The organism is Streptomyces sp. NPDC003032 (genome assembly GCF_053591415.1).
Map to the genome: position 1 here is coordinate 125,342 of NZ_JBSFTT010000023.1, position 21,416 is coordinate 146,757.

General features: G+C 72.6%; 20 protein-coding genes. 9 read left to right on the forward strand and 11 right to left on the reverse strand.

Annotated features, from left to right (window positions below; all coding sequences use genetic code 11):
• The first annotated feature begins 95 nt into the window (after positions 1-95).
• The 3 genes from ACWDZ7_RS28680 to ACWDZ7_RS28690 are packed head-to-tail and all read left to right on the forward strand — an operon-like array spanning position 96 to position 2,050.
• The gene (locus ACWDZ7_RS28680; protein WP_451800918.1) at positions 96-545 is read left to right on the forward strand and encodes a DoxX family protein; all 450 of its coding nucleotides are present in this window, start codon (positions 96-98) and stop codon (positions 543-545) included.
• A complete protein-coding gene (locus tag ACWDZ7_RS28685) occupies positions 545-1,105 on the forward strand; it encodes a Zn-ribbon domain-containing OB-fold protein (RefSeq protein ID WP_451800919.1) in 561 nt (186 codons plus the stop codon). Before ACWDZ7_RS28680 ends, ACWDZ7_RS28685 begins: the two co-directional genes overlap by 1 nt.
• Before the next feature lie 57 nt (positions 1,106-1,162).
• A complete protein-coding gene (locus ACWDZ7_RS28690) occupies positions 1,163-2,050 on the forward strand; it encodes a GNAT family N-acetyltransferase (protein WP_451800920.1) in 888 nt (295 codons plus the stop codon).
• A 4-nt stretch (positions 2,051-2,054) separates the two neighbouring features.
• Here ACWDZ7_RS28690 and ACWDZ7_RS28695 read toward each other — a convergent pair whose 3' ends face one another.
• Positions 2,055-2,771: a pyridoxine/pyridoxamine 5'-phosphate oxidase gene (locus ACWDZ7_RS28695; protein ID WP_451800921.1), complete on the reverse strand. Its 717-nt coding sequence runs from the start codon at positions 2,769-2,771 to the stop codon at positions 2,055-2,057.
• 288 nt (positions 2,772-3,059) lie between these two features.
• Positions 3,060-4,241 (reverse strand): thiolase C-terminal domain-containing protein, encoded by a 1,182-nt coding sequence (locus ACWDZ7_RS28700; RefSeq protein WP_451800922.1) that lies wholly within the window; start codon positions 4,239-4,241, stop codon positions 3,060-3,062.
• A 534-nt stretch (positions 4,242-4,775) separates the two neighbouring features.
• Here ACWDZ7_RS28700 and ACWDZ7_RS28705 point away from each other — a divergent pair.
• On the forward strand, positions 4,776-6,236 hold the full coding sequence (locus ACWDZ7_RS28705) for an acyl-CoA dehydrogenase family protein (protein WP_451800924.1): 1,461 nt from the start codon (positions 4,776-4,778) through the stop codon (positions 6,234-6,236).
• Entirely contained in the window at positions 6,236-6,721 is a 486-nt protein-coding gene (locus tag ACWDZ7_RS28710; RefSeq protein ID WP_451800925.1) for a nitroreductase family deazaflavin-dependent oxidoreductase, read from the forward strand. Before ACWDZ7_RS28705 ends, ACWDZ7_RS28710 begins: the two co-directional genes overlap by 1 nt.
• Positions 6,722-6,831: 110 nt before the next feature.
• Here the strand turns inward: ACWDZ7_RS28710 and ACWDZ7_RS28715 are convergent, their stop codons facing one another.
• Positions 6,832-7,479, reverse strand: coding sequence for a TetR family transcriptional regulator (locus ACWDZ7_RS28715; protein ID WP_451800926.1), 648 nt, complete (start codon positions 7,477-7,479; stop codon positions 6,832-6,834).
• Positions 7,480-7,636: 157 nt separating this feature from the next.
• Here ACWDZ7_RS28715 and ACWDZ7_RS28720 point away from each other — a divergent pair, with 157 nt between their 5' ends.
• Together ACWDZ7_RS28720 and ACWDZ7_RS28725 are read left to right on the forward strand one after the other, a co-directional pair.
• Positions 7,637-8,458, forward strand: coding sequence for a VOC family protein (locus ACWDZ7_RS28720; RefSeq protein WP_451800928.1), 822 nt, complete (start codon positions 7,637-7,639; stop codon positions 8,456-8,458).
• Between the two features lie 256 nt (positions 8,459-8,714).
• Positions 8,715-11,114, forward strand: a complete 2,400-nt coding sequence (locus ACWDZ7_RS28725; RefSeq protein ID WP_451800930.1) for a serine/threonine-protein kinase — start codon at positions 8,715-8,717, stop codon at positions 11,112-11,114.
• Positions 11,115-11,145: 31 nt separating this feature from the next.
• Here ACWDZ7_RS28725 and ACWDZ7_RS28730 read toward each other — a convergent pair whose 3' ends face one another.
• The 3 genes from ACWDZ7_RS28730 to ACWDZ7_RS28740 form a co-directional block, all read right to left on the reverse strand.
• Positions 11,146-11,940: an enoyl-CoA hydratase/isomerase family protein gene (locus ACWDZ7_RS28730; RefSeq protein ID WP_451800931.1), complete on the reverse strand. Its 795-nt coding sequence runs from the start codon at positions 11,938-11,940 to the stop codon at positions 11,146-11,148.
• A complete protein-coding gene (locus ACWDZ7_RS28735; protein ID WP_451800932.1) occupies positions 11,937-12,392 on the reverse strand; it encodes a Zn-ribbon domain-containing OB-fold protein in 456 nt (151 codons plus the stop codon). The genes ACWDZ7_RS28730 and ACWDZ7_RS28735 overlap by 4 nt, the downstream gene beginning before the upstream one ends.
• 99 nt (positions 12,393-12,491) lie before the next feature.
• Positions 12,492-13,643: a lipid-transfer protein gene (locus ACWDZ7_RS28740; RefSeq protein ID WP_451800934.1), complete on the reverse strand. Its 1,152-nt coding sequence runs from the start codon at positions 13,641-13,643 to the stop codon at positions 12,492-12,494.
• 150 nt (positions 13,644-13,793) lie between these two features.
• Between ACWDZ7_RS28740 and ACWDZ7_RS28745 the strand changes: the two genes are divergently transcribed.
• Complete coding sequence (locus ACWDZ7_RS28745; protein WP_451800970.1) at positions 13,794-15,401, forward strand: FadD3 family acyl-CoA ligase; 1,608 nt, start codon at positions 13,794-13,796, stop codon at positions 15,399-15,401.
• Between the two features lie 32 nt (positions 15,402-15,433).
• On the opposite strand, the gene ACWDZ7_RS28750 is transcribed toward ACWDZ7_RS28745, so the two are convergent.
• Together ACWDZ7_RS28750 and ACWDZ7_RS28755 are read right to left on the reverse strand one after the other, a co-directional pair.
• Positions 15,434-15,829 (reverse strand): VOC family protein, encoded by a 396-nt coding sequence (locus tag ACWDZ7_RS28750; RefSeq protein ID WP_451800936.1) that lies wholly within the window; start codon positions 15,827-15,829, stop codon positions 15,434-15,436.
• Positions 15,830-15,916: 87 nt separating this feature from the next.
• Entirely contained in the window at positions 15,917-16,405 is a 489-nt protein-coding gene (locus ACWDZ7_RS28755) for a hypothetical protein (RefSeq protein ID WP_451800938.1), read from the reverse strand.
• 71 nt (positions 16,406-16,476) lie between these two features.
• On the opposite strand from ACWDZ7_RS28755, the gene ACWDZ7_RS28760 reads away from it, so the two are divergent.
• Complete coding sequence (locus ACWDZ7_RS28760; protein ID WP_451800940.1) at positions 16,477-17,331, forward strand: hypothetical protein; 855 nt, start codon at positions 16,477-16,479, stop codon at positions 17,329-17,331.
• 51 nt (positions 17,332-17,382) lie between these two features.
• On the opposite strand, the gene ACWDZ7_RS28765 is transcribed toward ACWDZ7_RS28760, so the two are convergent.
• From ACWDZ7_RS28765 to ACWDZ7_RS28775, 3 genes are all read right to left on the reverse strand, one after another.
• Complete coding sequence (locus ACWDZ7_RS28765) at positions 17,383-17,583, reverse strand: hypothetical protein (RefSeq protein WP_451800941.1); 201 nt, start codon at positions 17,581-17,583, stop codon at positions 17,383-17,385.
• 192 nt (positions 17,584-17,775) lie between these two features.
• Positions 17,776-17,952, reverse strand: a complete 177-nt coding sequence (locus tag ACWDZ7_RS28770; RefSeq protein WP_451800943.1) for a sigma-like protein — start codon at positions 17,950-17,952, stop codon at positions 17,776-17,778.
• 205 nt (positions 17,953-18,157) lie between these two features.
• The gene (locus ACWDZ7_RS28775) at positions 18,158-21,133 is read right to left on the reverse strand and encodes a BTAD domain-containing putative transcriptional regulator (RefSeq protein ID WP_451800944.1); all 2,976 of its coding nucleotides are present in this window, start codon (positions 21,131-21,133) and stop codon (positions 18,158-18,160) included.
• Between the last annotated feature and the right edge of the window lie 283 nt (positions 21,134-21,416).

Here is a 21,416-nt window from a genome sequence, read left to right on the forward strand (position 1 = left end):
GCGTACGCCGCCTCTTGCGCTCCCGTCGCCGGTGCGCTGAACTGACGTACCGTCAGAATTGCGTATCCGCTCGCCGAAGTGGGAGAGGCCACGGCATGGACTCGATCTGGCTCACCGGGGCCGAATGGCTCGCCGTGCTCCGCGTAGGCCTTGGCCTGTGGTGGCTGGAGAGCTGGCGCCACAAGGACAAGAAAGGCTGGTTCCAGCGGGGGACGGGGATCGCGTGGGCGTCCGACGTGGCCGCCAAACACAAGTGGAACGCGGTCCGCAGCGGCTTCACCACGGTCGTCGCGCCGCGCCCCAGGACGATCGCGTACGTCGTCGTCTACGCCGAACTCGCCCTCGGACTCGGCCTGACAGTCGGCTTCCTGACGCCGATCGCTCTGATCGGCGGGCTGCTCCTCAATGTGCTGTACCTCGTCCTCATGATCCATGACTGGGCCGAGCAGGGGCAGAACGCGATGATGGCGCTCATCTCGCTGGTCGCCCTCTTCGCCATGTCCTGGCAGACCTGGTCCCTCGACGATGCGCTCGGACTCTTCTGATGGGCGGCAGGGGTGTGGGCGCGGGCGTGGGTAGCGGTGTGGGCGCGGGCGTGGGTAGCGGTGCGGGCGCGGGTGTGGGCGCCGATGTGCGTTTTGACCTTCCGGAGCCCGACGCCTTCACCCGCCCCTACTGGGACGCGGCGGCCGCGGGCCGGCTGCTGATCCGCCGCTGCGGGGCGTGCGGCGCGGCGCACCACTATCCGCGCGAGTTCTGTCCGCGCTGCTGGAGCGAGGACGTCACCTGGGAGCGGGCGAGCGGGCGCGCCACGCTCTACACCTGGTCGGTGGTGCACAGGAACGACCTGCCGCCGTTCGGCGCGCGCGTCCCGTACGTCGCCGCGGTCGTCGACCTGGCCGAGGGCCCGCGGATGATGACGGAGGTCGTCGACCAGGAGGCCGACGGGCTGCGGATCGGGATGGCGCTGGAGGTGACGTTCCGGGAGGTGGGGGTGGAGACGGAGGTGGAGGCGGGGCGGGACGAGGGACACGGGGAGCACGGGGAGTACCGGGGGAGCGGGGGGTTCGCGGTCCCCGTGTTCAGGGTACGGGTGGGTGCGTAGCGCTGGGTGTGGTGAAAATTCTTTGTGGGCCGTCCGCGGCACACGCGATCATGGGCCATGTCCACCGACCCGTACCCCCACTGGCAGCTGACCGGCGACCTCGACGGTTTTCTCGTTCGTGCCGAGGAGTTCCTGCACTCCGCGCCCGCCCTGCACACCGCCCTCCTCACCGTCACCGACACCCTGCGCGTCACAGGGCTCCATGCGTACGGGGAAGGGGCGCCCCTCTTTGGTACGTACGCCGATGAGGCGGGCCGCGTCCAGGGTGCCTTCGTACGTACGCCACCGCACCGCCTGGCCCTCAGCCCCGTCACCCCCGAAGCCGCCGACGCCCTCGCCCGGCAGCTCGCCGACGTCACGCCGGATCTGCCCGGCGTCGCCGCCGACCGGGATACGGCGGAGGCCTTCGGGCAGGCCTGGGAGAAGCACGCCGGGGCCACCGCCACGCGCGGCTACCGGCAGCGGCTCTACCGGCTCGGCGCCCTCACCCCGCCCGAGCCCGCCCCGCCCGGCCGCGCCCGCGTCGCCGACGGTGGTGACCGTGCGCTGCTGGCGCGCTGGCACCGGGAGTTCGGGGAGGCCGTCGGGGAGCCGCCCGCCATGGACTCCGGCGACTGGGTGTCCGCCCGCCTCGCCTATGGAGGCGTCACCCTCTGGGAGACGCCCGACGGCACGCCCGCCGCGATGGCCGGCGCCACCCGCCGCGTCGCCGGGCAGGTCCGCGTCGCGCCCGTGTACACCCCGGCCGGCCTGCGCGGCCGCGGCTACGGTGGTGCCGCCACCGTTGCCGTGACCCGCGCCGCGCTCGACGCGGGCGCCGACGAGGTCCTGCTCTTCACGGACCTCGCCAATCCGACCAGCAATGGCCTGTATCAGCGGATCGGTTATCGGCCGGTCCGGGACTTCGCCCAGTACGACTTCAGCCGCGGAGGCGTAGGGGGCTGAGGGTTCACGGCCAGAGCAGTTCCCGGGTCCAGGTCTCGTCCTCCTGTCCCTTCCGGTACCGCAGCCGTACGTGCCGCCGCCGCGCGTCTCCCTGGAAGAACTCCGCCTCCAGGGGGTCCAGCACGTACAGCGTCCACGTCGGCGCGTCCGCGTCGGGCTCGGCCTGGGCACGGTCCCAGGCGGCGGCCGACGCCCGCTCCAACTCCTCGTACGCGTCCAGGACTTCGCTCTGCCGTCCCACCAGCGCGGCGGCCAGCGCACCTGTCGACCGTGCGTGCAGGTCGGCGAGGCTCTCGGGGTGCGGGGCCGTGGTGACGCGGCCCCGGAGACGGATCTGCCTGCCCTGCGACGCCCAGTAGAAGTGCAGGGCGGCCTTCGGGCGTGCGGCCAGTTGACGGCCCTTTCTGCTGCTCGCGTGCGAGGCGAAGTGCCAGCCGTGGCCGTCGGCGTCGTGCAGCATCACGGTCCGTACGTCGGGGCCGCCGTCCTCGGCGACCGTCGCCAGGCCCATGGTGTGCGGCTCGGTCTGTCCCGCGGCCACCGCCTCCGCGAACCACGCGTGGAAGAGGGGTAGGGGAGTGGCGGGAGCCGCGGCCGGGTCGAAGGCGGGCAACTCGACGTCCCAGACGCGTTGCGCCCTCAGCAGCTTCTGGAACTCGGACGTGGGGGGCGCGGGGCGCCCGGGGGGTGCGGAGGGGGCGGAGGGGGCGTTGGGCGGCACAGAGGGCTCTGTGGGGGACTGTGCGGAGGGTTGTGTGGAGGGTTGTGCGGTGGGGCGCGGTGAGCCGGGAGTCGTCATGCGCCGATTGTGACCGAGGGGGAGAGCGGGGACGCCTTCGTCTTGGCCCGAGCGGAAGAGCGGGGGACGCCCACGCCCTGGGTCGGGACGCGCTCAGCCTGGGTCGAGTGGAAGGGCGGGGACGCCCACACCCTGGGTCGGGAGGCGCTCACCCCGGGCCGAGCGGAAGGGCGGGGACACCCCGGGCCGAGCGGGAGCGCGAGGCCGCTCTCACCCCCGTCCCAGCACCACCGTCCCCGACGAGCAGAACCACCCGCCCGTCCCCGACGCCACCGCCACCTCCGGCAGGCCGCCGCCCGGGCGTCCGACCTGGCCGTCGCCCGCCTCGCCGCGCAGCTGCCGCACCGCCTCCACCAGCAGGAACAGACCCCGCATACCGGGGTGCTGGGCGGACAGGCCGCCGCCGTCCGTGTTGGTCGGGAGGTCGCCCGTGCGCAGCAGGCGGCCCTTCTCCACGAACGCGCCGCCCTCGCCCTTCCCGCAGAAACCGAGGTCCTCCAGCGTCACCAGCGTCATATAGGTGAAGGCGTCGTAGATCTCGGCCACGTCCACGTCCTGTGGCCGCACCCCCGCCCGGTCGAAGGCGAGGCGGCCGCTCACCGCCGCCGGGGAGACCGTGAAGTCGTCCCACTCCGACATCGTCGTGTGCGAGACGTGTTCGCCGGCGCCGAGGACCCACACCGGCGCGGACGCGCAGTCCGCCACGTACTCCTCCGCGGCGAGCAGCACGGCGCAGCCGCCGTCGGAACGTATGCAGCAGTGCAGCTTGGTGAAGGGGTCCGCGATCATCGGGCCGTCCAGGACCTCGTCCACCGTGATCGGCTCGCGGAACATCGCGTCCGGGTTGGTCGCCGCGTTGGCTCGGGCCTGTACGGCGACGGAGGCGAGCTGTTCCAGTGTCGTGCCGTACTCGTGCATGTGGCGGCGCGCGGCCATCGCGTACTTGGCGATCAGGGAGTGCCCGTAGGGGACCTCGAACTGCAGGGGGCCCCGCGCGCCGAAGGAGAGGTTGGACGTGCGCCGCCTCGCCTTGATGTCCGCGCGGGCGGTCGAACCGTATACGAGGAGTACGACGTTGGCCCTGCCCGCCGCTATCGCGTCCGCCGCGTGCGCCGCCATGACCTCCCAGGTGGCGCCGCCGACCGAGGTGGAGTCCACCCAGCGGGGCGTGAGGCCGAGGTACTCGGCGACCTCGACGGGCGCCAGCGTGCCGAGCCCCGCCGACGCGATGCCGTCGATGACGTCCCGGCCGAGCCCGCAGTCGGTGAGCGCACGGCGGGCGGCCTGGGCATGCAGGGCATAGGGAGTGGCCTCGTCGACCCGACCACAATCCGAGAGGGCGACACCGACGACGGCGACCTTGCGGGGGGTGGAGCAGGGGGTAGGGGGCATGGAACTGACGGTACATCAGGTCGCAGCGGCCCGAGAGGGGTTGTGGTGTGGGGAGGTGGGTGCGGTGCGAGGGGAGGTTCGGGCGCGGGGAGAGGCAGTACGCGGAAAGGCGCGGCGCCAGGAGCGACGTGACGCGCGGAAGGGTGCGGCGCGCGGAAAGGCCTGGTGGCGCGGAGAGGCACGGCATCACGAGAGACGCGGGGGCCAGGAGAGGCGCGGCGCAAGGGGTAGGCGCGGCGCAAGGAGGGGCGCGACGCAAGGGGTAGGCGCGGCGCAAGGAGGAGCGCGACGCAAGGGGTAGGCGCGGCGCAAGGAGGAGCGCACCGCAAGGAGGAGCGCACCGCAAGGAGGAGCGCCCCGCAAGGGCTAGGCGCGGCGCAAGGGCTAGGCACCGGCCGCGGAAAAGCGCGCCTCGGGAAGAGGCGTCGTCCGCTTACGTCCCGTCCCCGCTCTGTGCATCTCGTCGCGCCCGCCCTAACATGACGACCCGTCAGATCCAGGCCCGGCCGCCGGGCCCGGGGGAGGAGCCCGCCGATGGACGCCGCCTTCAGTGCGGAGCAGGACGAGATCCGCCGCACCCTCCGCGAACTCATCACCAAACGCTGCGGCCCCGACGACGTCAAGGCCGCGGCGCGCACCCCCTCCGGCCACGACGCCGCCCTGTGGACCGCACTCGCCGAACAGCTCGGGCTGCCCGGTCTCGCCCTTCCCGAGGCGTACGGAGGCGTGGGCTGCACGGTCGCGGAATTGGCGTTTGGCTGCGAGGAGTTGGGGCGAGCCCTCACCCCCTCCCCGCTCTTCGCCACCGCTGTCCTCGCCGCCCCATTGATCCTGGCCCTCGGTACCGACGAGCAGCGCGCCGCGCACCTGCCCCGGATCGCCGCCGGTGAGCTGACCGCCGCGCTCGCCGTACCCGGCACCGGGCTCGCCACCGCGCTCGGTCTGGTCGGCGACAACTCCGGGGACTGGGCGGGCGGCGGCCGCGCGGGCGGCGTACAGGCCAGGATCCGCGACGGGGCCTGGCGGCTGTACGGGCAGGCCGAGCAGGTGCTCGACGGGCACAGCGCGGGGCTGCTGGTCGTCGCCGCGCACGCGGGGGGCTTCGCCCGCTCCCGTACGCTCCTCTTCCTCGTGCGCGAGGGGGCACCCGGCATGGCGCGGGCCCGGCAGACCTCGCTCGACGAGACGCGCACCCAGGCCCGCGTCGAATTGCGGGACGTGGCGGCTGAGTTGCTCGGCAGTGGCGCCGCCGATGTGTCCGGCGCGCTTGCCGCCGTCGGGGACGTCGCCGCCACCGTCCTGGCCGCCGAGGCCGTGGGCGCCGCCGACCGGGCGCTCGAAAGGACCCTTGATCACGTACGTCAGCGGGAGCAGTTCGGGCGGGCGATCGGTTCCTTCCAGGCCGTGAAGCACCGCCTGGCCGAGGTGTACGTGCAGGTGCAGGCCGCCCGCTCGGCCGCCTACTACGCGGCGTGGGCCGCGGGCGCCGAGGCCGCCGGGTTCGGCGGGCAGGGCGCCGAACGCGCCGGCGGTCTCGCGCTCGCGCAGGGCCTCGACGCGCTGCGGACCGCCGCGTCCGAGGCCGTACAGCTGCACGGCGGCATCGGCTTCACCTGGGAGCACGAGGCGCACCTCTACTTCAAGCGGGCGTCCGGAGACGAACTGCTCTTCGGCCCCGTACACCGGCTCCGCGCGCGGGCGGCCGAACGGGCCGGATTGTTCACCGGCGAGCGCGGCGCCGAGCCCCTGGCCACCGCTGCGTCCGGCGGCGCCGAGCCCCTGGCCGCCGCTGCTGGGTCCGGGGGTGCCGAACTCCCGGCCGCCACCGCTGGGTCCTGGGGCATCGAGGCCCCGGCCTCCGCCGCTGGGTCTGGGGGTGCCGAGTCCCTGGCCACCGCCACTGCGTCCGGCGGCGCCGAGCCCCCGCCCGCCACCGCCGCGTCCGGCGGCGCGAAGGCCCCGGGCGCCGCCGCCGGGTCCGGGAAGGCCGGCTGATGTCGCCGTCCGGGCTGCGCCTGATGCAGAAGGTGTCGTCCACCCGGACCTTCGCGAGGATCGCCCCGCACTGCGTTCCCGCGATGGACCGCGCCGTCCACCGTCTGACCCGCGGCAAGGTGCTGCTCAGCGCGATGATGCTGCCCGGCGTCATCCTGACGGCGCGCGGTGCGAAGAGCGGACTTCGACGGCGTACGCCCTTGGCGTGCATGCCCGACGAGAAGACGGGCGGCTGGGTGCTGGTCGGGTCCAACTTCGGGCGGCCCGGGCACCCCGCCTGGACCGCGAACCTGCTCGCCCACCCGGACGCGGAGATCAACTGGCGCGGCGCCGACGTACCGGTGCGGGCGCGGCTGGTGACGGGGGAGGAGCGGGCGGCCGTCTGGGAGGCGGCGCTGAAGTTCTGGCCGCCTTATGCCACGTATCAATCCCGGGTGGACCGGGAGATAAGGCTCTTCCGCCTGGAGCGGAGACAGGCGGGATAGGGGGATAGGTGGGGGTTGGTACAGGTACTGCGACGGCGGATCACCTCGGTGATCCGCCGTCGCGGTGACAGGACTTGGGGAGCGCGCCCATCCGGGCTGCTTTGTTCGAGCTACTTCGTCGGCTTTTTTCCCGTGACGCCCAAATGTACCAACATCGCCAGGTTCGGCTTCAGTTCGGTCTGTTTGACGCCCCACGCCTGGAAGCCGCGCTGATGCGAGGCGACCGCGGCGAGCATCGCGACCAGGGAGCCCGCCATGGCGGCGGGGTTGACGTCCTTGTCGACCTTGCCCTTGGCCTGGAGCTCCTTGACGGTGTCCGTAAGGGAGTTGTTGACCGAGTTGAGGATCTTCATGCGGATCTTGTAGAAGCGTTTGTCGCCCTCGGCGGCGCCGAGATCGACGACCCGGAGGATCGCGTCGTTCTTGCGCCAGAAGTCGAGGAAGCCGTCGACCAGGTCCTGGGAGGTCTGCCAGCCCGCCTTGCCGACCCACGAGCGGCCGTCGAGCACCTGCGTCAACTCCGCGCCCTCCGCCGCCATTTGCTCGGCGATCTCCAGGACGGCGCCCTCGACGTCCGGAAAGTACTGGTAGAAGGTCGCGGGTGAAGTCCCCGCCTTCCGGGCGACGTCGATGACTTTGACGTCCCGGTAGGGCGAGGAGCTGAGCATCTCGCTGAGGCAGTCGAGCAGCTTCTGACGCGTCGCCTGACCGCGCCGACCGGCCACGCGGCCGTCGACGGTACGTACCTGTCCTGTCATGCCGTCAGCTTACCGAGGGGTGATCGGAGCGCGATTCGGCCGAGTGCAAATGGGGTTGGGGCGCATGGGAGCGGCGGAGGGCTCACCTCGTAATAATTGGCCAAGTGTTCGAATGTGTGCGCTGCGGGTGCCGTGGAGGGCCGCTAGCTTGACTGACATGGACTACGCAGAGCGGGACACAGGGGGCGGAAACAAGGAGGGCGTGCCCTGCTGGGTCGACGCGATGCTCCCCGACGTCGAGGGCGGCAAGCGGTTCTACGGTGACCTCTTCGGGTGGACCTTCGAGGAAGGGGGAGGCGGAGGCGCGGGCGCGGAGTACGGGCGCTACGCCCAGGCGTACAGCGAAGGCCTGCCCGTCGCCGCGCTCGCGCCCAAGGCCGACGGTCGCATGCCCACCGTATGGACGGTGTACGTCGCCACCCCCGATGCCGCCGCGCTCGCCGAGCGGATCAAGCGGGCGGGCGGGTCCATGATCACGGAGGTCATGCCCGTCGGGCCCTTCGGGACGATGGGTCTCGCCGCCGACCCCGAGGGCGCCGTCTTCGGGCTCTGGCAGGCCGGTACGCACCAGGGCTTCGGCAAGCGGCAGCGGCCCGGTTCGTACTGCTGGAGCGAGGTGTACTCGCGGGACAAGGCCCTCGTCGACCCCTTCTACGAGAACGTCTTCGGATACGGCGGCTTCGACCTCGACTTCGACGGCACCGACTTCCGCACCTGGTCGCCCGCCGGGGCCGCGGCCGGGCCCGGCACGGCGATCGGCGGGCGCAGCGTGATGTCCCCGGCCACCGACGGGTACAGCAGGCCCGAGACGCCTCCGCACTTCCTCGTCTACTTCAATGTCGACGACGCGGACGCGACGGCCGCCGCGGTGACCCGGCTCGGCGGGCGCGTACAGCTGCCGCCCCACGACATCCCGTACGGGCGGATCGCGGTCCTCAGGGACAACCAAGGGGCGACCTTCGCGGTCCTCCAGGACTGAGGCAGGACCGAGACCGCCGTGCGCGGGGCTCCGCCCTCCGGTGTTGTCCTGTAAAACACTGAGTGTTTGTCCTGTAAAACACTGAGAAACCGCGAGAAACCGCGGGAAACCGGAGACACCCCGATCCCGCCCCGGGTTCGCCACGGCCGCCTCGGACAGGAAGAATCAGGGTGCGTGCCGCCGTAGCGGCTCGGTGGTGAGACGCTGCACGGGGCTGTCTTCTTCGGCGGCCGCGTACGGGGAGGTGGCAGGGCAAGTGGTGGATCAGCTGACGCAGCACGATCCGAGGCGGATCGGCCCGTTCGAGGTCCTGGGCCGGCTGGGCGCGGGCGGCATGGGCCTGGTCTATCTCGCGCGCTCCGCGTCGGGGCGGCGCGTGGCGATCAAGACGGTGCGGACCGAGCTCGCCGAGGACCAGCTGTTCCGCGTCCGCTTCACACGCGAGGTCGAGGCCGCACGCGCCGTGTCCGGCTTCTACACGGCCGCCGTGGTGGACGCCGACCCGCGCGCCGCCGTGCCCTGGCTCGCCACGGCGTACGTCCCCGCGCCCTCCCTCGAAGAAATAGTGAATGAACACGGGCCGCTGCCCACCCAGGCGGTGCGGTGGCTGGCGGCGGGCGTGGCCGAGGCCCTGGAGTCCATCCACGGCGCGGGCCTCGTCCACCGTGACCTCAAGCCGTCCAACGTCCTCGTCGTCGAGGACGGCCCGCGCGTCATCGACTTCGGTATCGCGTCCGGCGTCTCCAACACGCGCCTGACCATGACGAACGTCGCCGTCGGCACGCCCGCCTACATGTCGCCCGAACAGGCCAAGGACTCGCGCAGCGTGACCGGCGCGAGCGACGTCTTCTCGCTCGGCTCCACGCTCGTCTTCGCCGCCACCGGGCACGCGCCCTTCCACGGCGCCAACCCCGTCGAGACCGTCTTCATGCTGCTGCGCGAAGGACCGGACCTCGAAGGGCTGCCGGACGACCTGCGCCCGCTCATCGAGTCGTGCATGCAGATGGAGGCGGCGCTGCGGCCCAGCCCCGCCGACCTCCAGGCCCGGCTCGCCCCGCACCTCTTCGCCTCCGAGAGCGCCGACAACGACGACAGCGGCACGGCGTCCGCCTGGCTCCCCGAGCGGGCCGTCGCGCTCATCGAGGCCCGCAGGGGCGGCCGCCCGCCCGCCCGGGTCCCCGTCACCGCCGGGCGCAGCGGAGGCGGCGCCCGTGGTGCCGCCCCGGCCGCGCCCGTCACCGCCCCGCCCGTCACCGCGCCCCCGCCCCCGCAGCAGCCGCCGCCCGCGCCGTCCCGCGCGCCGTTCGGGAGCCTGCCCGACGCCGGGCCCGTGCACCTCGCCGGGGCCAAGGTGCCGATCGGCCCCGGGCCGCGCCTCGCCGACTCCCGCGCGGCCGCCGTACCCGGCGACCTCGGGCTCGCCGCGTCCTGGACGCGCTCCGCGTCCCCCAAGGGCGGGGCCAACGGCGTCGCCCCGGCGGCGCCCGCCGTGCCCGCGCCCGCCGTGGCGCCGGACGCCGGGGCCAAGACGTGGCGGCCGTGGCGGTTCCGGATGTCCAACGACGTGTGGGGCACGCCCGCCGTCGCCGGCGACCTCGTCTACGTCACCTCCTTCGAGGTCCACGCGCTCGACGTCGGCACCGGCCGCCGCAGCTTCAAGACGCGGGACGTCGCCTGGTCCATGGCGGTCGCGGACGGACGTATCCACGCCTCCGACGGCCCGACGCTCTACGCCCTCGACGGCGCCGACGGCTCCGACCTCTGGCGGCTGCCGACCGACGCCTGGGTGTACTCCCTCCAGGCCGCCCGCGGCACGGTCGTCACCGGCACGCGCGGCGGCGGCGTCCAGGCCTGGGAGGCCGCCAACGGCGAGAAGCTCTGGGAGATCACCGGCGCCCAGACCGACTTCGAGACACCGGAGGCCGGGCCCGCCGTCTTCGACGGCACGGTGTACGTCTGGAAGGACGCGAGGCTGCGGGCCCTGGAGGCCCGTACGGGCGAGGAACGCTGGTCCTACCCCGTGGGCGACGCGGCCTCCTGCGGAGGCGTGCCCGTCCGGATCACCCAGGCCCAGGACGGCTACGTGTACGTCGCGGCGGGCACCCGTGTGCTCGCCGTCGACGTCGCCGCCGGGCACGTCCGCTGGCACTTCGAGGCGCCCGCCGCCTTCCTCTGCCCGCCCGCCTTCGCGCCCGGACCCGCCGTCACGGGCGGCGGCGTGTACCTCGCCGACTACCTCGGGACGGTGTACGCGCTCGACGCCACGGACGGCCGTGACCGCTGGCGCATCGCCACGGAGTCCCGCTCCTCCATCGAGCCGGTCCTCGTCGCGGACGGCCACGTCCACGTGGGCAGCGGCAAGGGCCTCTACACCCTCGACGCGGTGACGGGCACCCCGAAGTGGCGCTTCCAGGCGGGCGGCGAGGTCGTCGGCGCCCCCGTCGTCGCCGAGCGGCGCATCCACTTCGGCTCCACGGACCATCTGCTGTACACCCTGAAGGCCGACGACGGCCGACTCCGCTGGAAGCTGGCCACCGGCGGGGAGATCACGGGGGCGCCTGTGGTGCGGGACGGGGTGGTGTACGCGTGCAGCAAGGACCGGTGTGTGTACGCGTTGGACGCGGAGCGGGGCACGGGGACGTCTCCTCGCTCTTAGGGCCGGTGGGGCCCGGGATGCGGCGGGGCGATCACCTGACCCGAAACCCGCCACCGCCACCCCGCCGCCTCGCGAACAGCTCCTCCTGCCGCTCCCGCGGCAGGTTCCCCAGCGCGATCAGGTGGGGCGCGTGCGCCAGCGCCTGGGCGCGGGACGCCTCCTTCGCCGACCACAGGGACCTGACCGTGCCCTGCACGGCCTCCGTGGGGAACGAGGCGATGGTCTCGGCGGCGCGGACGGCCGCCGCCGCCGAGCCGCCCGGTGGGGTCAGCTCGGAGACCAGGCCCGTCTCGTAAGCCCTGCGCGCCGAGATCCGCTCGGCCGTGCCCATCAGGGACATCCTGGCGACCTCGCCGAACGGCATGCGCTGCGCCATGTGGATCGTCTCGTACGCGCTGACCATGCCGTATGTGGTGTGCGGGTCGAAGAACGTGGCGTGTTCGTCCGCGACGAGGAACTCCGCCTCGCCGAGGAGGTAGAAGGCGCCCCCGCACGCCATGCCGTTGACCGCGGCGATCACCGGCTTCCAGAGGTCGTTCGCCTTCGGGCCGATCGCGATGAGCGGATCGTCGATCGTGTACGGGGAGCCCGGCTGCGGCACCTCCACGGCGCGGTCGATGCCCGTGCAGAACGCCTTGTCGCCCGCGCCGGTCACCACGATCGCCCGCACCGAGTCGTCGTGGCGGAACCGCCGCCAGGCATCGCTCAGTTCGGCGGCCGTCTCCAGGTCGATGGCGTTGTGCCGCTCGGGGCGGTCGAGGGTGAGGACCGCCACACCCGTCTCCTTGTCGGCGGTCGTACGCAGCGCGCTCGTCCCCCGCGTCACGGCCGCTCCAGGACCCAGCGCGGGACCGTGACGCCGCCCACGTCAGCGAAGACCACCTGCACCTTCGCGCCGATCCGCAGCCGCCGCGGGGCGACGGAGTTCAGCGGGGCGTCCGGTTCCGCGACGAGGTTGCCGACGAGGCGGATGCGCGGGGCGTCGGCCAGTTCGACGACGATCGCGTTGTACGGGGCCTGCGCGGCGTAGGCGGGCAGGAGGGGCGGGTGCGGGACCACGTAGGACCAGACCCGGCCGCGGCCGCTCATCCTGCGCCATTCGCTGCCGAAGGACTGGCAGTGGGGGCAGCAGGGCCTGGGCGGGAATCTGGGCTCGCCGCAGGCGGTGCAGGTCTGTATGCGGAGTTCGCCTCGGGCGGCGTAGGCCCAGAAGGGGGTGCCGTCGTCGTCCATGGTGGGTGTGAGGAGGGGTTCGGGTTTCGTCGTCGCGTCTGCCATGTGACTGTCCTTTGCCGGGGTGCGGGTTCGTTGTGGCTGGTCGCGCGGTTCCCCGCGCCCCTGGAAGGCCCCTGGCGGGGCCCCAGGGGCGGAAGGCGCCTATGGGGCCCTCAGGAGCAGCGCCGAGGTGGGGACCCCTTCCCCCGCCGTCACCAGGCACGTCGACGCGTCCGGGACCTGTGCCGTGCTCGTGCCCCGCAGCTGCTTCACGCCCTCGTTGATGAGGTTGAAGCCGTGGACGTAGGCCTCGCTGAGGCCGCCGCCGCCCGTGTTGATGGGGAGCCGGCCGCCGCTCTCCAGGGCGCCGCCCTCTGTGAACGCGCCGCCCTCGCCGCGCCCGCAGAAGCCGTAGCCCTCCAGGGAGAGCGGGATGAGCGGGGTGAACGCGTCGTAGATCTGCGCGACGTCCACGTCCTCGGGGCCGAAGTCGGCCTGCTTCCACAGGTGGCGGGCCGCCGTCCAGGCGGGGCCGGAGAGCGGGTCGTCGTTCCAGTAGTTGACCATGCCGTGGTGCTGCGCGGGCAGGCCCTGCGCGGTGGAGTGGACGTACACGGGCCTGGTACGGCAGTCGCGGGCCCGCTCGGCCGACACGACCACGCACGCCAGCGCCCCGTCCGTCTCCAGGCAGTTGTCGAAGAGGCAGAGCGGTTCGCTGATCCAGCGCGAGGTCATATACATGTCGCGGGTCAGCGGACGCTCGTACATCATCGCGGCCGGGTTCTGGTTGGCGCGGTTGCGGCAGGCGAGGGCGACGTTGAAGAGGTGGTCGCGCGTGGTGCCGTACTCGTGCATGTGGCGGCGCGCGAGCATCGCGATCTCGTCGGCCGGGCGGAGCAGCCCGAAGGGGCGCGTCCACTGCGCGGGCGTGGGGAGCTGGACGGCGGTGTTCTTCCAGGGGCGCGGGCCGCTTCCGCGCTTGCGGGAGCGCCAGGCGATGCCGACGCTCGCCTGCCCGGTGGCGATGGCCGCGGCGAGATGCGCCACCGTGGCACAGGAGCCGCCGCCGCCGTAGCCGACCTTGCTGAAGAAGGTGACGTCGCCCGCGCCGATGGCCTTGGCGACCTCGACCTCGTCGGTCTCCTCCATCGTGTACGAGGCGAAGGCGTCCACCTCGGACGGCGCGATGCCCGCGTCGGCGAGGGCGGCGAGGATGGCGCGACACGCCAACGTCCGCTCGCTCTCCGCGAGTTGTTTGGCGAAGGGGGTCTGGCCGATCCCGACTATCGCTGTAGCGTCCTTGAGTGAGGGCATGGGCGGCGGCACCTCCGCGAGACGAGGGATTCGGTCAGCGTCCCGACTGCTGACAGTGCGTCAGGCTACAGCTAATCTGACGGTCAGTCAGCTACCAGTGTGCTACTGCGGTGGGAGGGGCTTGCGATGCGCGGCGACCTGGGGCTTGAGATGCGTGGTGACCTGCGGTGGGGCAGCATCCCGGGGCTGGTCCGGGCGGCCGCCGAGCGGTACGGCGACCGGGAGGCGGTCGTCGAGGGCCGCACCCGTATCCCGTACGAGGAGCTCGGCCGGCGCGTGGAGCGTGCGGCGGCCGCCTGCGTGACGAGCGGCGTCGAGCCGGGCGACCGTATCGCCGTGTGGGCGCCGAACACCCTCGACTGGATCGTCTCCGCGCTCGGCGCGGTCTCGGCGGGGGCCGTCCTCGTCCCCCTGAACACCCGCTTCAAGGGCGCGGAGGCCGCCTACGTCCTGGCCCGCAGCCGCGCGAGGCTCCTCTTCATCACCGGCACCTTTCTCGGTACGTCGTATGTCGCCTCACTGCGCCGCGCGGCGGGTGACGGTGGCACGGGGCGCGGCCCGCTGCCCGGCCTTCCGCACCTGGAGCAGGTGGTCGTGCTCGCGGACGACGCCCCGGAGGACTTCCGTACCTGGAAGGACTTCCTTGCGAGCGGCGACGCCGTCGACGCGGCCGCCGTCCGCGCGCGAGCGGAGGCGGTGGACGGCTCGGCGCCCTCGGACATCGTCTACACGTCCGGCACGACCGGCCGCCCCAAGGGTGCCGTGATCTCCCACGCCCAGACGCTGCGCTGCTACGACGTGTGGAGCGAGCTGGCGGGCCTGCGCGAGGGCGACCGCTATCTGATCGTGAACCCCTTCTTCCACACCTTCGGCTACAAGGCCGGGATCATCGCCTGCCTGATGCGGGGCGCGACGATGATCCCGCAGCCCGTCTTCAACGTCGACACGGTCCTCGCCAACGTCGCCGCCGAACGCGTCTCCGTCCTGCCCGGCCCGCCCACCCTGCACCAGTCGATCCTCGACCATCCCTCCCGCGACCAGCACGACCTGTCGGCGCTGCGGCTCGTGGTGACGGGCGCGGCGGTCGTACCGCTCCAACTGGTCGAGCGGCTGCGGAGCGAGCTGCGGGTGGGCACGGTCCTCACCGCGTACGGACTCTCCGAGGCGAGCGGCATCGTCTCGATGTGCCGCCGCGGTGACCCGGCCGAGGTCATCGCGTCGACCTCGGGCCGGGCCATACCGGACACGGAGGTACGGGTGGTGTCCCCCGCCGGGCAGACGCTGTCGCCCGGCCATCCCGGCGAGATCCTCGTACGCGGCCACCACGTCATGCGGGGCTACTTCGAGGACCCGGCGGAGACGGCCCGCGCCCTGACCTCTGACGGCTGGCTGCGCACCGGGGACGTCGGCGTCCTCGACAAGGAGGGCAACCTCCGCATCACGGACCGCATCAAGGACATGTTCATCGTCGGCGGCTTCAACGCCTACCCCGCCGAGATAGAGCAACTGCTCGGCGTCCACCCCGACGTGGCGGACGTCGCGGTGATCGGCGTGCCCGATCCGAGGCTCGGCGAGGTCGGCAGGGCGTACGTGGTGCGGCGCCCCGGCTCGGTGGTGACGGCGGACGACCTGATCGCGTGGTCGCGGCGCGAGATGGCGAACTACAAGGTCCCGAGGGGCGTCGAGTTCGTGGCGGAACTGCCGAGGAACGCGAGCGGGAAGGTGGTCAAGGGGGAGCTGCGCAGAGCGGCGCGGTAGCCGACTGGGCGGTACCCGCCAGGGGCGGGCGGTCAGGCGCCCTCGGCCGCGAGGATGGCCGTCCGCTCGGCCTCGCTGCACTCCACGCAGAACTCGTTGCCCTCCGGATCGGCGAGGAGGACCCAGCCACGGCCGTTGGGCCGCCGATGGTCGGCGACCTGCTCGGCGCCGAGCGCGAGGACGCGCTCGACCTCCTCGTCCCGGGTGCGGTCCTGCGGCTGGAGGTCCAGGTGCAGACGGTTCTTGACGGTCTTGGTGTCGGGCACGGTCACGAAGAGGAGAGTCACGCCCGCCGTGGTGACGAGGGCTTCGGGGTCCCCGGGAAAGTCGTCGTCGGAGATCGCTCCACCGAGGACCTCGGCCCAGAAGGAGCCCTGGCGGTAGGCGTCGTGGCAGTCGAATGTGAGGTGGCGCACGAGAGAAGTCATGGGCGGCACTATTGGGGGTGGGGGGTGGGCCTGTCCATCGATATACGGGGGCCTGAAGGCGCAGCAGCGAGGTGGCTCGGCTGCTGCTCAGTGCCCGATGGGCGGTGCGATGCAGCCGGTCTCCATGAAGCGCCCGTTCGTCGTGACGCCGTAGTCGGACTCCTGGACGAAAGCGGTCACGCAGGCGTCGTCCCCTACGTAGAGGCCGATCATCGCGCCCTCGTACCCGAGCCTGCCGGTGAGCGCGGCGCGCACGCTCTGCGGATCCCACTTCTTCTGCCGCCAGAGCCGCTTCAGGACGGGCTCCATACGGGCGGCTTCGGCCCGCGCCGCCTCCTGGCCGGCGGCGGTCATGTCACGCGGGCGGCGGTAGGCGTTGTTGTCCCCATGGTGGGGAGCGCCGTCGACGACTCCGGGCTCTACGTAGGGGGAGGCGCCGGGGCCGGACGACCTGGGGGAGTCGGCCCCCGGCCGGGCCGTCTCGCTCCCGCAGGCGGCGAGGGGCGCGACGGTGGCGACGAGGAGGGCGGCGACGCCGAGGCGTCTTCGGTACGTCATCGGGATGGCCATGCGCATGACCATGACTCTGCCACGGGCGGCATGCGGCCCGGCACCGCTCGGATGGCCGCATCTGCGACGATTGCGCGATGCGCACCACACGCCCCCGCGTCCTCTTCGTCACCGACCTCGCCTACCAGGCCAAGGGCCGCCGCTACTGCGACGAGGACATCTACCTCACCGCCCGCCTCCGCGAGGACTTCGACGTGGCCCTGTGCCACCCGCTGGACGCGGCGCCCCTGATGGAGACGTCCGCCTTCGACGTGGTCATGGTCCGCAACACCGGCCCGGTCCTCGACTACCAGGACCAGTGGGACGACTTCACGGACCGGGCGGCGCGGTGCGGGGCGCGTGTGCACAACCAGCTCACCGGCAGGGCGGACATGGCGGGCAAGCAGTACCTGCTGGACCTCACGGCCGCGGGCTACCCCGTGATCCCGACGGTCGACGACCCCCGGGACGTCGACCGTCTCCCGGCCACGGAGACGTACGTGGTGAAGCCGAAGCTGGGCGCGGACTCGATAGGCCTGCGTTTCGTGCCGAGGGAGTCCCTGCCGGCCTTGACGACCGAGGCCGGCCCCGCCTCCGGCATCCTCATCCAGCCGCGCGTCGACTTCACCTACGAGGTCTCGTTCTACTTCGTCGACCGCACCTTCCAGTACGCGCTCCACGCCCCCGCCCCCGACCACCGCTGGCGCCTGGAGCGCTACGCCCCCACCCCCGACGACCTGGCCTTCGCCCAGCGCTTCATCGACTGGAACACGATCGACCACGGAATCCAGCGAGTCGACGCCTGCCGCACCCCGTCCGGCGACCTCCTCCTGGTCGAACTGGAGGACCTGAACCCGTACCTGTCCCTGGACCTCCTGGACGATGCGACGCGGGACGCGTTCGTGACGGCGGTGAAGGGCTCCTTGTCGGCGGGGCGCCGACAGGTGGGGTGACGCCAGGCGAGGGGCCGAGGGGTGAGCTCGGCCCCGTTGCCTGGCCGGGTGTCAGCCCTGCGGGGATGTCGGTGCGTGACCGTCGCCCAGGGGCGCCGTCGGTGAGTGGCCGTCCTGCTGGGCGGTGATCGGTATGTGGCCGTCCCGAGGCGGAGTCGGCGCGTGGCTGTCGGCGAGCGCCGGGGTCGCTGCCGCGCCTGCGGTGGCGGCAGCGATGACGCAGGTGACGAGTAACTTCTTGGTGCGGGTCATTCCAACTCCTGTGGTGTGGCGGACTTCCGACGTCGAGTGACCCTACTGATGCGGCGACTGAACGTTCGATTCCGTTGATCGCCGGGCGTGGCATCTTCCCCGTGTCCCGGCGCCCGGACATGCGTCGGCCGCGACGGCTCCCCCTCCGCGCCGCCGCGGCCGATCGATCCCCCGTCGGGATATGACGCTGGCTCAGTCCTTGGGCGGGGTGGGCGTGTGGCCCTCGCCCTGCGTGGTGATGGTGCCGTCCCTCGGCGGGGCGGGCGTGTGGCCCTCACCCTGCGTGGTGATGGCGCCGTCCTTCGGCGGGGCGGGCGTGTGGCCCTCACCCATGGTGGTGATGACGGACTTCTTGTCGATCTCGCTCATGTGCGACAACTCCTTGGGTCAGAGCGGGGTTCAGGTATCGAATACGCCCGTTCGGCGACTCCCCCGAGGACCGCCGAACGGGCGTTCTGGGCCGCTCACCTTATCCGCAGGGCCCGTGCGACCCGTCTGCCCCCCGACGCGACGGATCGACTCCATGAGAGTGGCAGCCGCTCATAAACGTTCGATGAACGCGACCCGGGAGCCGTCAGGTGACGGCTGCCGGATTGAGGAGATTCCTGACCCGAGCGGCCTCCGGGGCGCTCGATTCCTCGTGGATGGCCAGGGCCTCGCGCCAGCATGCCTTCGCCCGGTCCAGCTGGCCCAGTTCGGCGAGGGAGCTTCCCAGCAGGGTCAGTACGTTGGCCCGCATCCACTCGCCGCCGACACATCCGATGGCGAGCGCCTGTTCGGCATGCTGGGCCGCCCGTGCGGGACGGCCGTCCGCGAGGTCCACCTGGGCGATGCGGTAGTGCGTCGTACCCTCCCACAGGCGCTGGCGGTTCTCGGCGAAGATCTGCAAGGCGTCGTTGAGCTGGTCGAGAGCGTCCGCACGACGGTTGGCGTCGCTGAGTGCCAGGCCGAGAGCGTACTTGGCGTTGGCCAGGCGGAAGGTGACTCCGTGATCGCTGTAGATGGCGATGCCCTGCCGTGCGAGCTCGATCGACTTGGCGGTGCGGCCCATCGCGAGCAGTGCACGGGACAGGTTGCACAAGGCACTGGCCTCGCTGTGGCGGTTGCCGTCGGCGCGAAAGACGTCGATGGCTCTGCGCAGGTGCGTCTCGCTGACCGCCGGCCGGTCGATGCAGTTGTTGATGATCCCCTGCTCGTTGAGAGCGTTGCCGGTGGTCCACGGGTCCGCGGACTTCGCGGCGAGCGCGGTGGCGAGGTCCAGCTCGACGGCCGCGTCGTCGAAACGACCGACCTTGTTGAGCACCTGGGCAAGACTCACCCGTGCCCGGCCCTCGGCGAGCGCGTCCCCCGCCGTGGCGGCGGCCTCGCAGGCTGCGCGCGTCGCCGTCTCGTACCCGTGCGATATGGCTCCTGACTCCGCCAGGTCCTTCGCCGCGAGGAGAAGGTCGACGGCCCGGCGCAGTGCGGCGGGGCCCAGGGACTGCTGCACGCACGCCAGGATGCAGGAAGCCTCCCCGTGCAGCCAGTCGAAGGCCTTGGTGTTGTCGGTGAAGTCGAGGCCCGCCCGCTCGGTCACCTCAAGGTGGTCCACCGTCCGGTCCCCGGGCCGCTCCAGGGCGTAGACCCGTGCCGCCGACGCCAGATAGAAGTCCAGCAGGCGCGACATCGCGGCGTCGCGCTCGCTGGGGGGCTGTTCGTCGCGTTCGGCGCATGCACGCGCGTAGAGGCGTACGAGGTCGTGGTAGCGGTAGCGGCCCGGCGCCGCGGACTCGACCAGGGAGGTGTCCACCAGGGATTCCAGGAGGTCTTCCGTCTCCTCCAGGGGGAGGTCCAGGACCGCGGCGGCCGCGGCCAGGGAGAGGTCGGGGCCGTCCGCGAGGCCGAGGAGGCGGAAGGCGCGGGCCTGAGGGGGCTCCAGCTGTCCGTAGCCGAGTTCGAAGGTGGCCTTGACGGCCAGGTCGCCCGCCTGGAGTTCGTCCAGGCGGCGGCGCTCGTCCGCGAGCTTCGCCGCGAGCGTGGAGACCGTCCAGGTGCGGCGGGCCGCGAGGCGGGAGGCCGCGATGCGGATGGCGAGGGGCAGGAAGCCGCAGGCCGCGACGACGTCGAGGGCCGCTTCCCGTTCCGAGGTGACCCGTTCCTCGCCGACGATGCGGGTGAAGAGGAGCAGGGCCTCCTCGGGGGACATCACGTCCAGGTCGACCAGGTGCGCGCCCGCCAGATCCACCATCCGGACCCGGCTCGTGACCAGCGCCGCGCAGCCCTCCATGCCGGGGAGCAGGGGGCGCACCTGGGCCGCGTCGCGCGCGTTGTCCAGGACCACGAGGACGCGGCGGCCGTCCAGGACCGAACGGTAGAGGGCCGCCCGCTCCTCCAGGGAGTCGGGGATCGAGGAGTCGGCCGTGCCGAGCGCGCGCAGGAACGCGCCGAGGACCGTCTCCGGTTGCGCCGCCCGCGCGCCCGCGCCCTGGAGGTCGACGTAGAGCTGGCCGTCCGGGAAGTGGGCACGGGCCACATGCGCGACGTGGACGGCGAGGGTCGTCTTGCCGACGCCTCCGATGCCCGCCAGCGCGGAGACCGCCATCACCCGGCCCTCGGCCGTGGAGAGGATCTCGCTCAGCTCGTCCACGAAGGCGGCTCTCCCCGTGAAGTCGGGGACGGTCGCGGGAAGTTGCGCCGGACGGACCGCCGTGGCCGCCGGTGCCGGGTCCGCGGCCGGGGGCTCTGCCAGGGCCGGGTCCGCCTGGAGGATGCGCTGCTGGAGTTCCTTGAGTCCCGGGCGCGGGTCGACGCCCAGCTCGTCCGCGAGCAGGCGGCGCGTGTCCGCGTAGACCGCGAGGGCCTCCGCCTGGCGGCCGCTGCGGTAGAGGGCCAGCATCAACAGCTCGCGCAGGCGCTCGCGCAGGGGGTGGGCCGCCGTCAGTGCCGTCAGCTCGGAGACGGCCTCCGCGTGACAGCCGACCTCCAGGTCCATGTCGAGACGCGACTCGATCAGTTGCAGTCGCCACTCGTCGAGGCGGGTGCGCTGCGTGTCGGCGTACGGACCGGGGACGCCGGCCAGGGGCTCGCCGTCCCACAGGCCGAGGGACTTGTTCACCAGTGCGCGCGCCTGGCGCAGGTCACCGACGCCGCGGGCCTTCTCGGCGGCCGCCCAGAGATCTTCGGCCACGGCCAGGTCGAGGGCGCCGTCGGCGACCTGGACCGCGTAGCCGCCGGATTCGCTGACGAGAACTCCGGGGGGCAGCACTTTGCGCAGCCGGGACGCGTACGTACGTACCGCCGCCAGTGCCTGCGAAGGCGGCTCGTCGCCCCAGAGGGCGTCGATCAGCTCCGAGGCCGTGGCGGTGCGGCCGTCCCGCAGCAGGAGGGCCGCGAGCAGTGCCCGCTGCTGCGGTGAGCCGGTCGTGAGCTGCTCCGTGCCGAGCCATGCGCGCACCGGTCCGAGCACGCTGAAGCGTGACGCCTGGACCTCGGGGTGCCCCTCGGTCCGCCCCCCGGGGGTGTTCCCCGAGGCCGGATGCCACTGCTCCGGTACTCGCGGTACATCGACCATCGCTCCCCCTGCCGCCCTGCCGTTCCCAAGTCCTGCCGGTCGCGGGCCTGCCCTGCCCGCGTCGTGCCGCATATCGGTCGTACGTCGGTCGCGCCGCCGCAGCCGTGCCGCGACCCCGCTTCGGGCGGGCCCCGGCCGTGCCTCGGTTCGTGCACCCCGCCAGTTTGCCTTGTTCATGGCGGATGCGTCAGCCGTGGGAGACGGCTCTCACAGGGTCCTCGCACACCGTTCCGCATGACGCCGCGCTCGGGTGGGCAGCAGGAGGCGCGGCGCAGCTTGCTGA

Bases quoted from the DNA above. Each gene is read 5' to 3' on its own strand.
- ACWDZ7_RS28680 (WP_451800918.1), top strand. From the start codon at position 96: ATGGACTCGATCTGGCTCACCGGGGCCGAATGGCTCGCCGTGCTCCGC.
- ACWDZ7_RS28685 (WP_451800919.1), top strand. From the start codon at position 545: ATGGGCGGCAGGGGTGTGGGCGCGGGCGTGGGTAGCGGTGTGGGCGCG.
- ACWDZ7_RS28690 (WP_451800920.1), top strand. From the start codon at position 1,163: ATGTCCACCGACCCGTACCCCCACTGGCAGCTGACCGGCGACCTCGAC.
- ACWDZ7_RS28700 (WP_451800922.1), bottom strand. From the start codon at position 4,241: ATGCCCCCTACCCCCTGCTCCACCCCCCGCAAGGTCGCCGTCGTCGGT.
- ACWDZ7_RS28705 (WP_451800924.1), top strand. From the start codon at position 4,776: ATGGACGCCGCCTTCAGTGCGGAGCAGGACGAGATCCGCCGCACCCTC.
- ACWDZ7_RS28710 (WP_451800925.1), top strand. From the start codon at position 6,236: ATGTCGCCGTCCGGGCTGCGCCTGATGCAGAAGGTGTCGTCCACCCGG.
- ACWDZ7_RS28715 (WP_451800926.1), bottom strand. From the start codon at position 7,479: ATGACAGGACAGGTACGTACCGTCGACGGCCGCGTGGCCGGTCGGCGC.
- ACWDZ7_RS28720 (WP_451800928.1), top strand. From the start codon at position 7,637: ATGGACTACGCAGAGCGGGACACAGGGGGCGGAAACAAGGAGGGCGTG.
- ACWDZ7_RS28735 (WP_451800932.1), bottom strand. From the start codon at position 12,392: ATGGCAGACGCGACGACGAAACCCGAACCCCTCCTCACACCCACCATG.
- ACWDZ7_RS28740 (WP_451800934.1), bottom strand. From the start codon at position 13,643: ATGCCCTCACTCAAGGACGCTACAGCGATAGTCGGGATCGGCCAGACC.
- ACWDZ7_RS28745 (WP_451800970.1), top strand. From the start codon at position 13,794: ATGCGTGGTGACCTGCGGTGGGGCAGCATCCCGGGGCTGGTCCGGGCG.
- ACWDZ7_RS28750 (WP_451800936.1), bottom strand. From the start codon at position 15,829: ATGACTTCTCTCGTGCGCCACCTCACATTCGACTGCCACGACGCCTAC.
- ACWDZ7_RS28755 (WP_451800938.1), bottom strand. From the start codon at position 16,405: ATGCGCATGGCCATCCCGATGACGTACCGAAGACGCCTCGGCGTCGCC.
- ACWDZ7_RS28760 (WP_451800940.1), top strand. From the start codon at position 16,477: ATGCGCACCACACGCCCCCGCGTCCTCTTCGTCACCGACCTCGCCTAC.
- ACWDZ7_RS28765 (WP_451800941.1), bottom strand. From the start codon at position 17,583: ATGACCCGCACCAAGAAGTTACTCGTCACCTGCGTCATCGCTGCCGCC.
- ACWDZ7_RS28770 (WP_451800943.1), bottom strand. From the start codon at position 17,952: ATGAGCGAGATCGACAAGAAGTCCGTCATCACCACCATGGGTGAGGGC.
- ACWDZ7_RS28775 (WP_451800944.1), bottom strand. From the start codon at position 21,133: ATGGTCGATGTACCGCGAGTACCGGAGCAGTGGCATCCGGCCTCGGGG.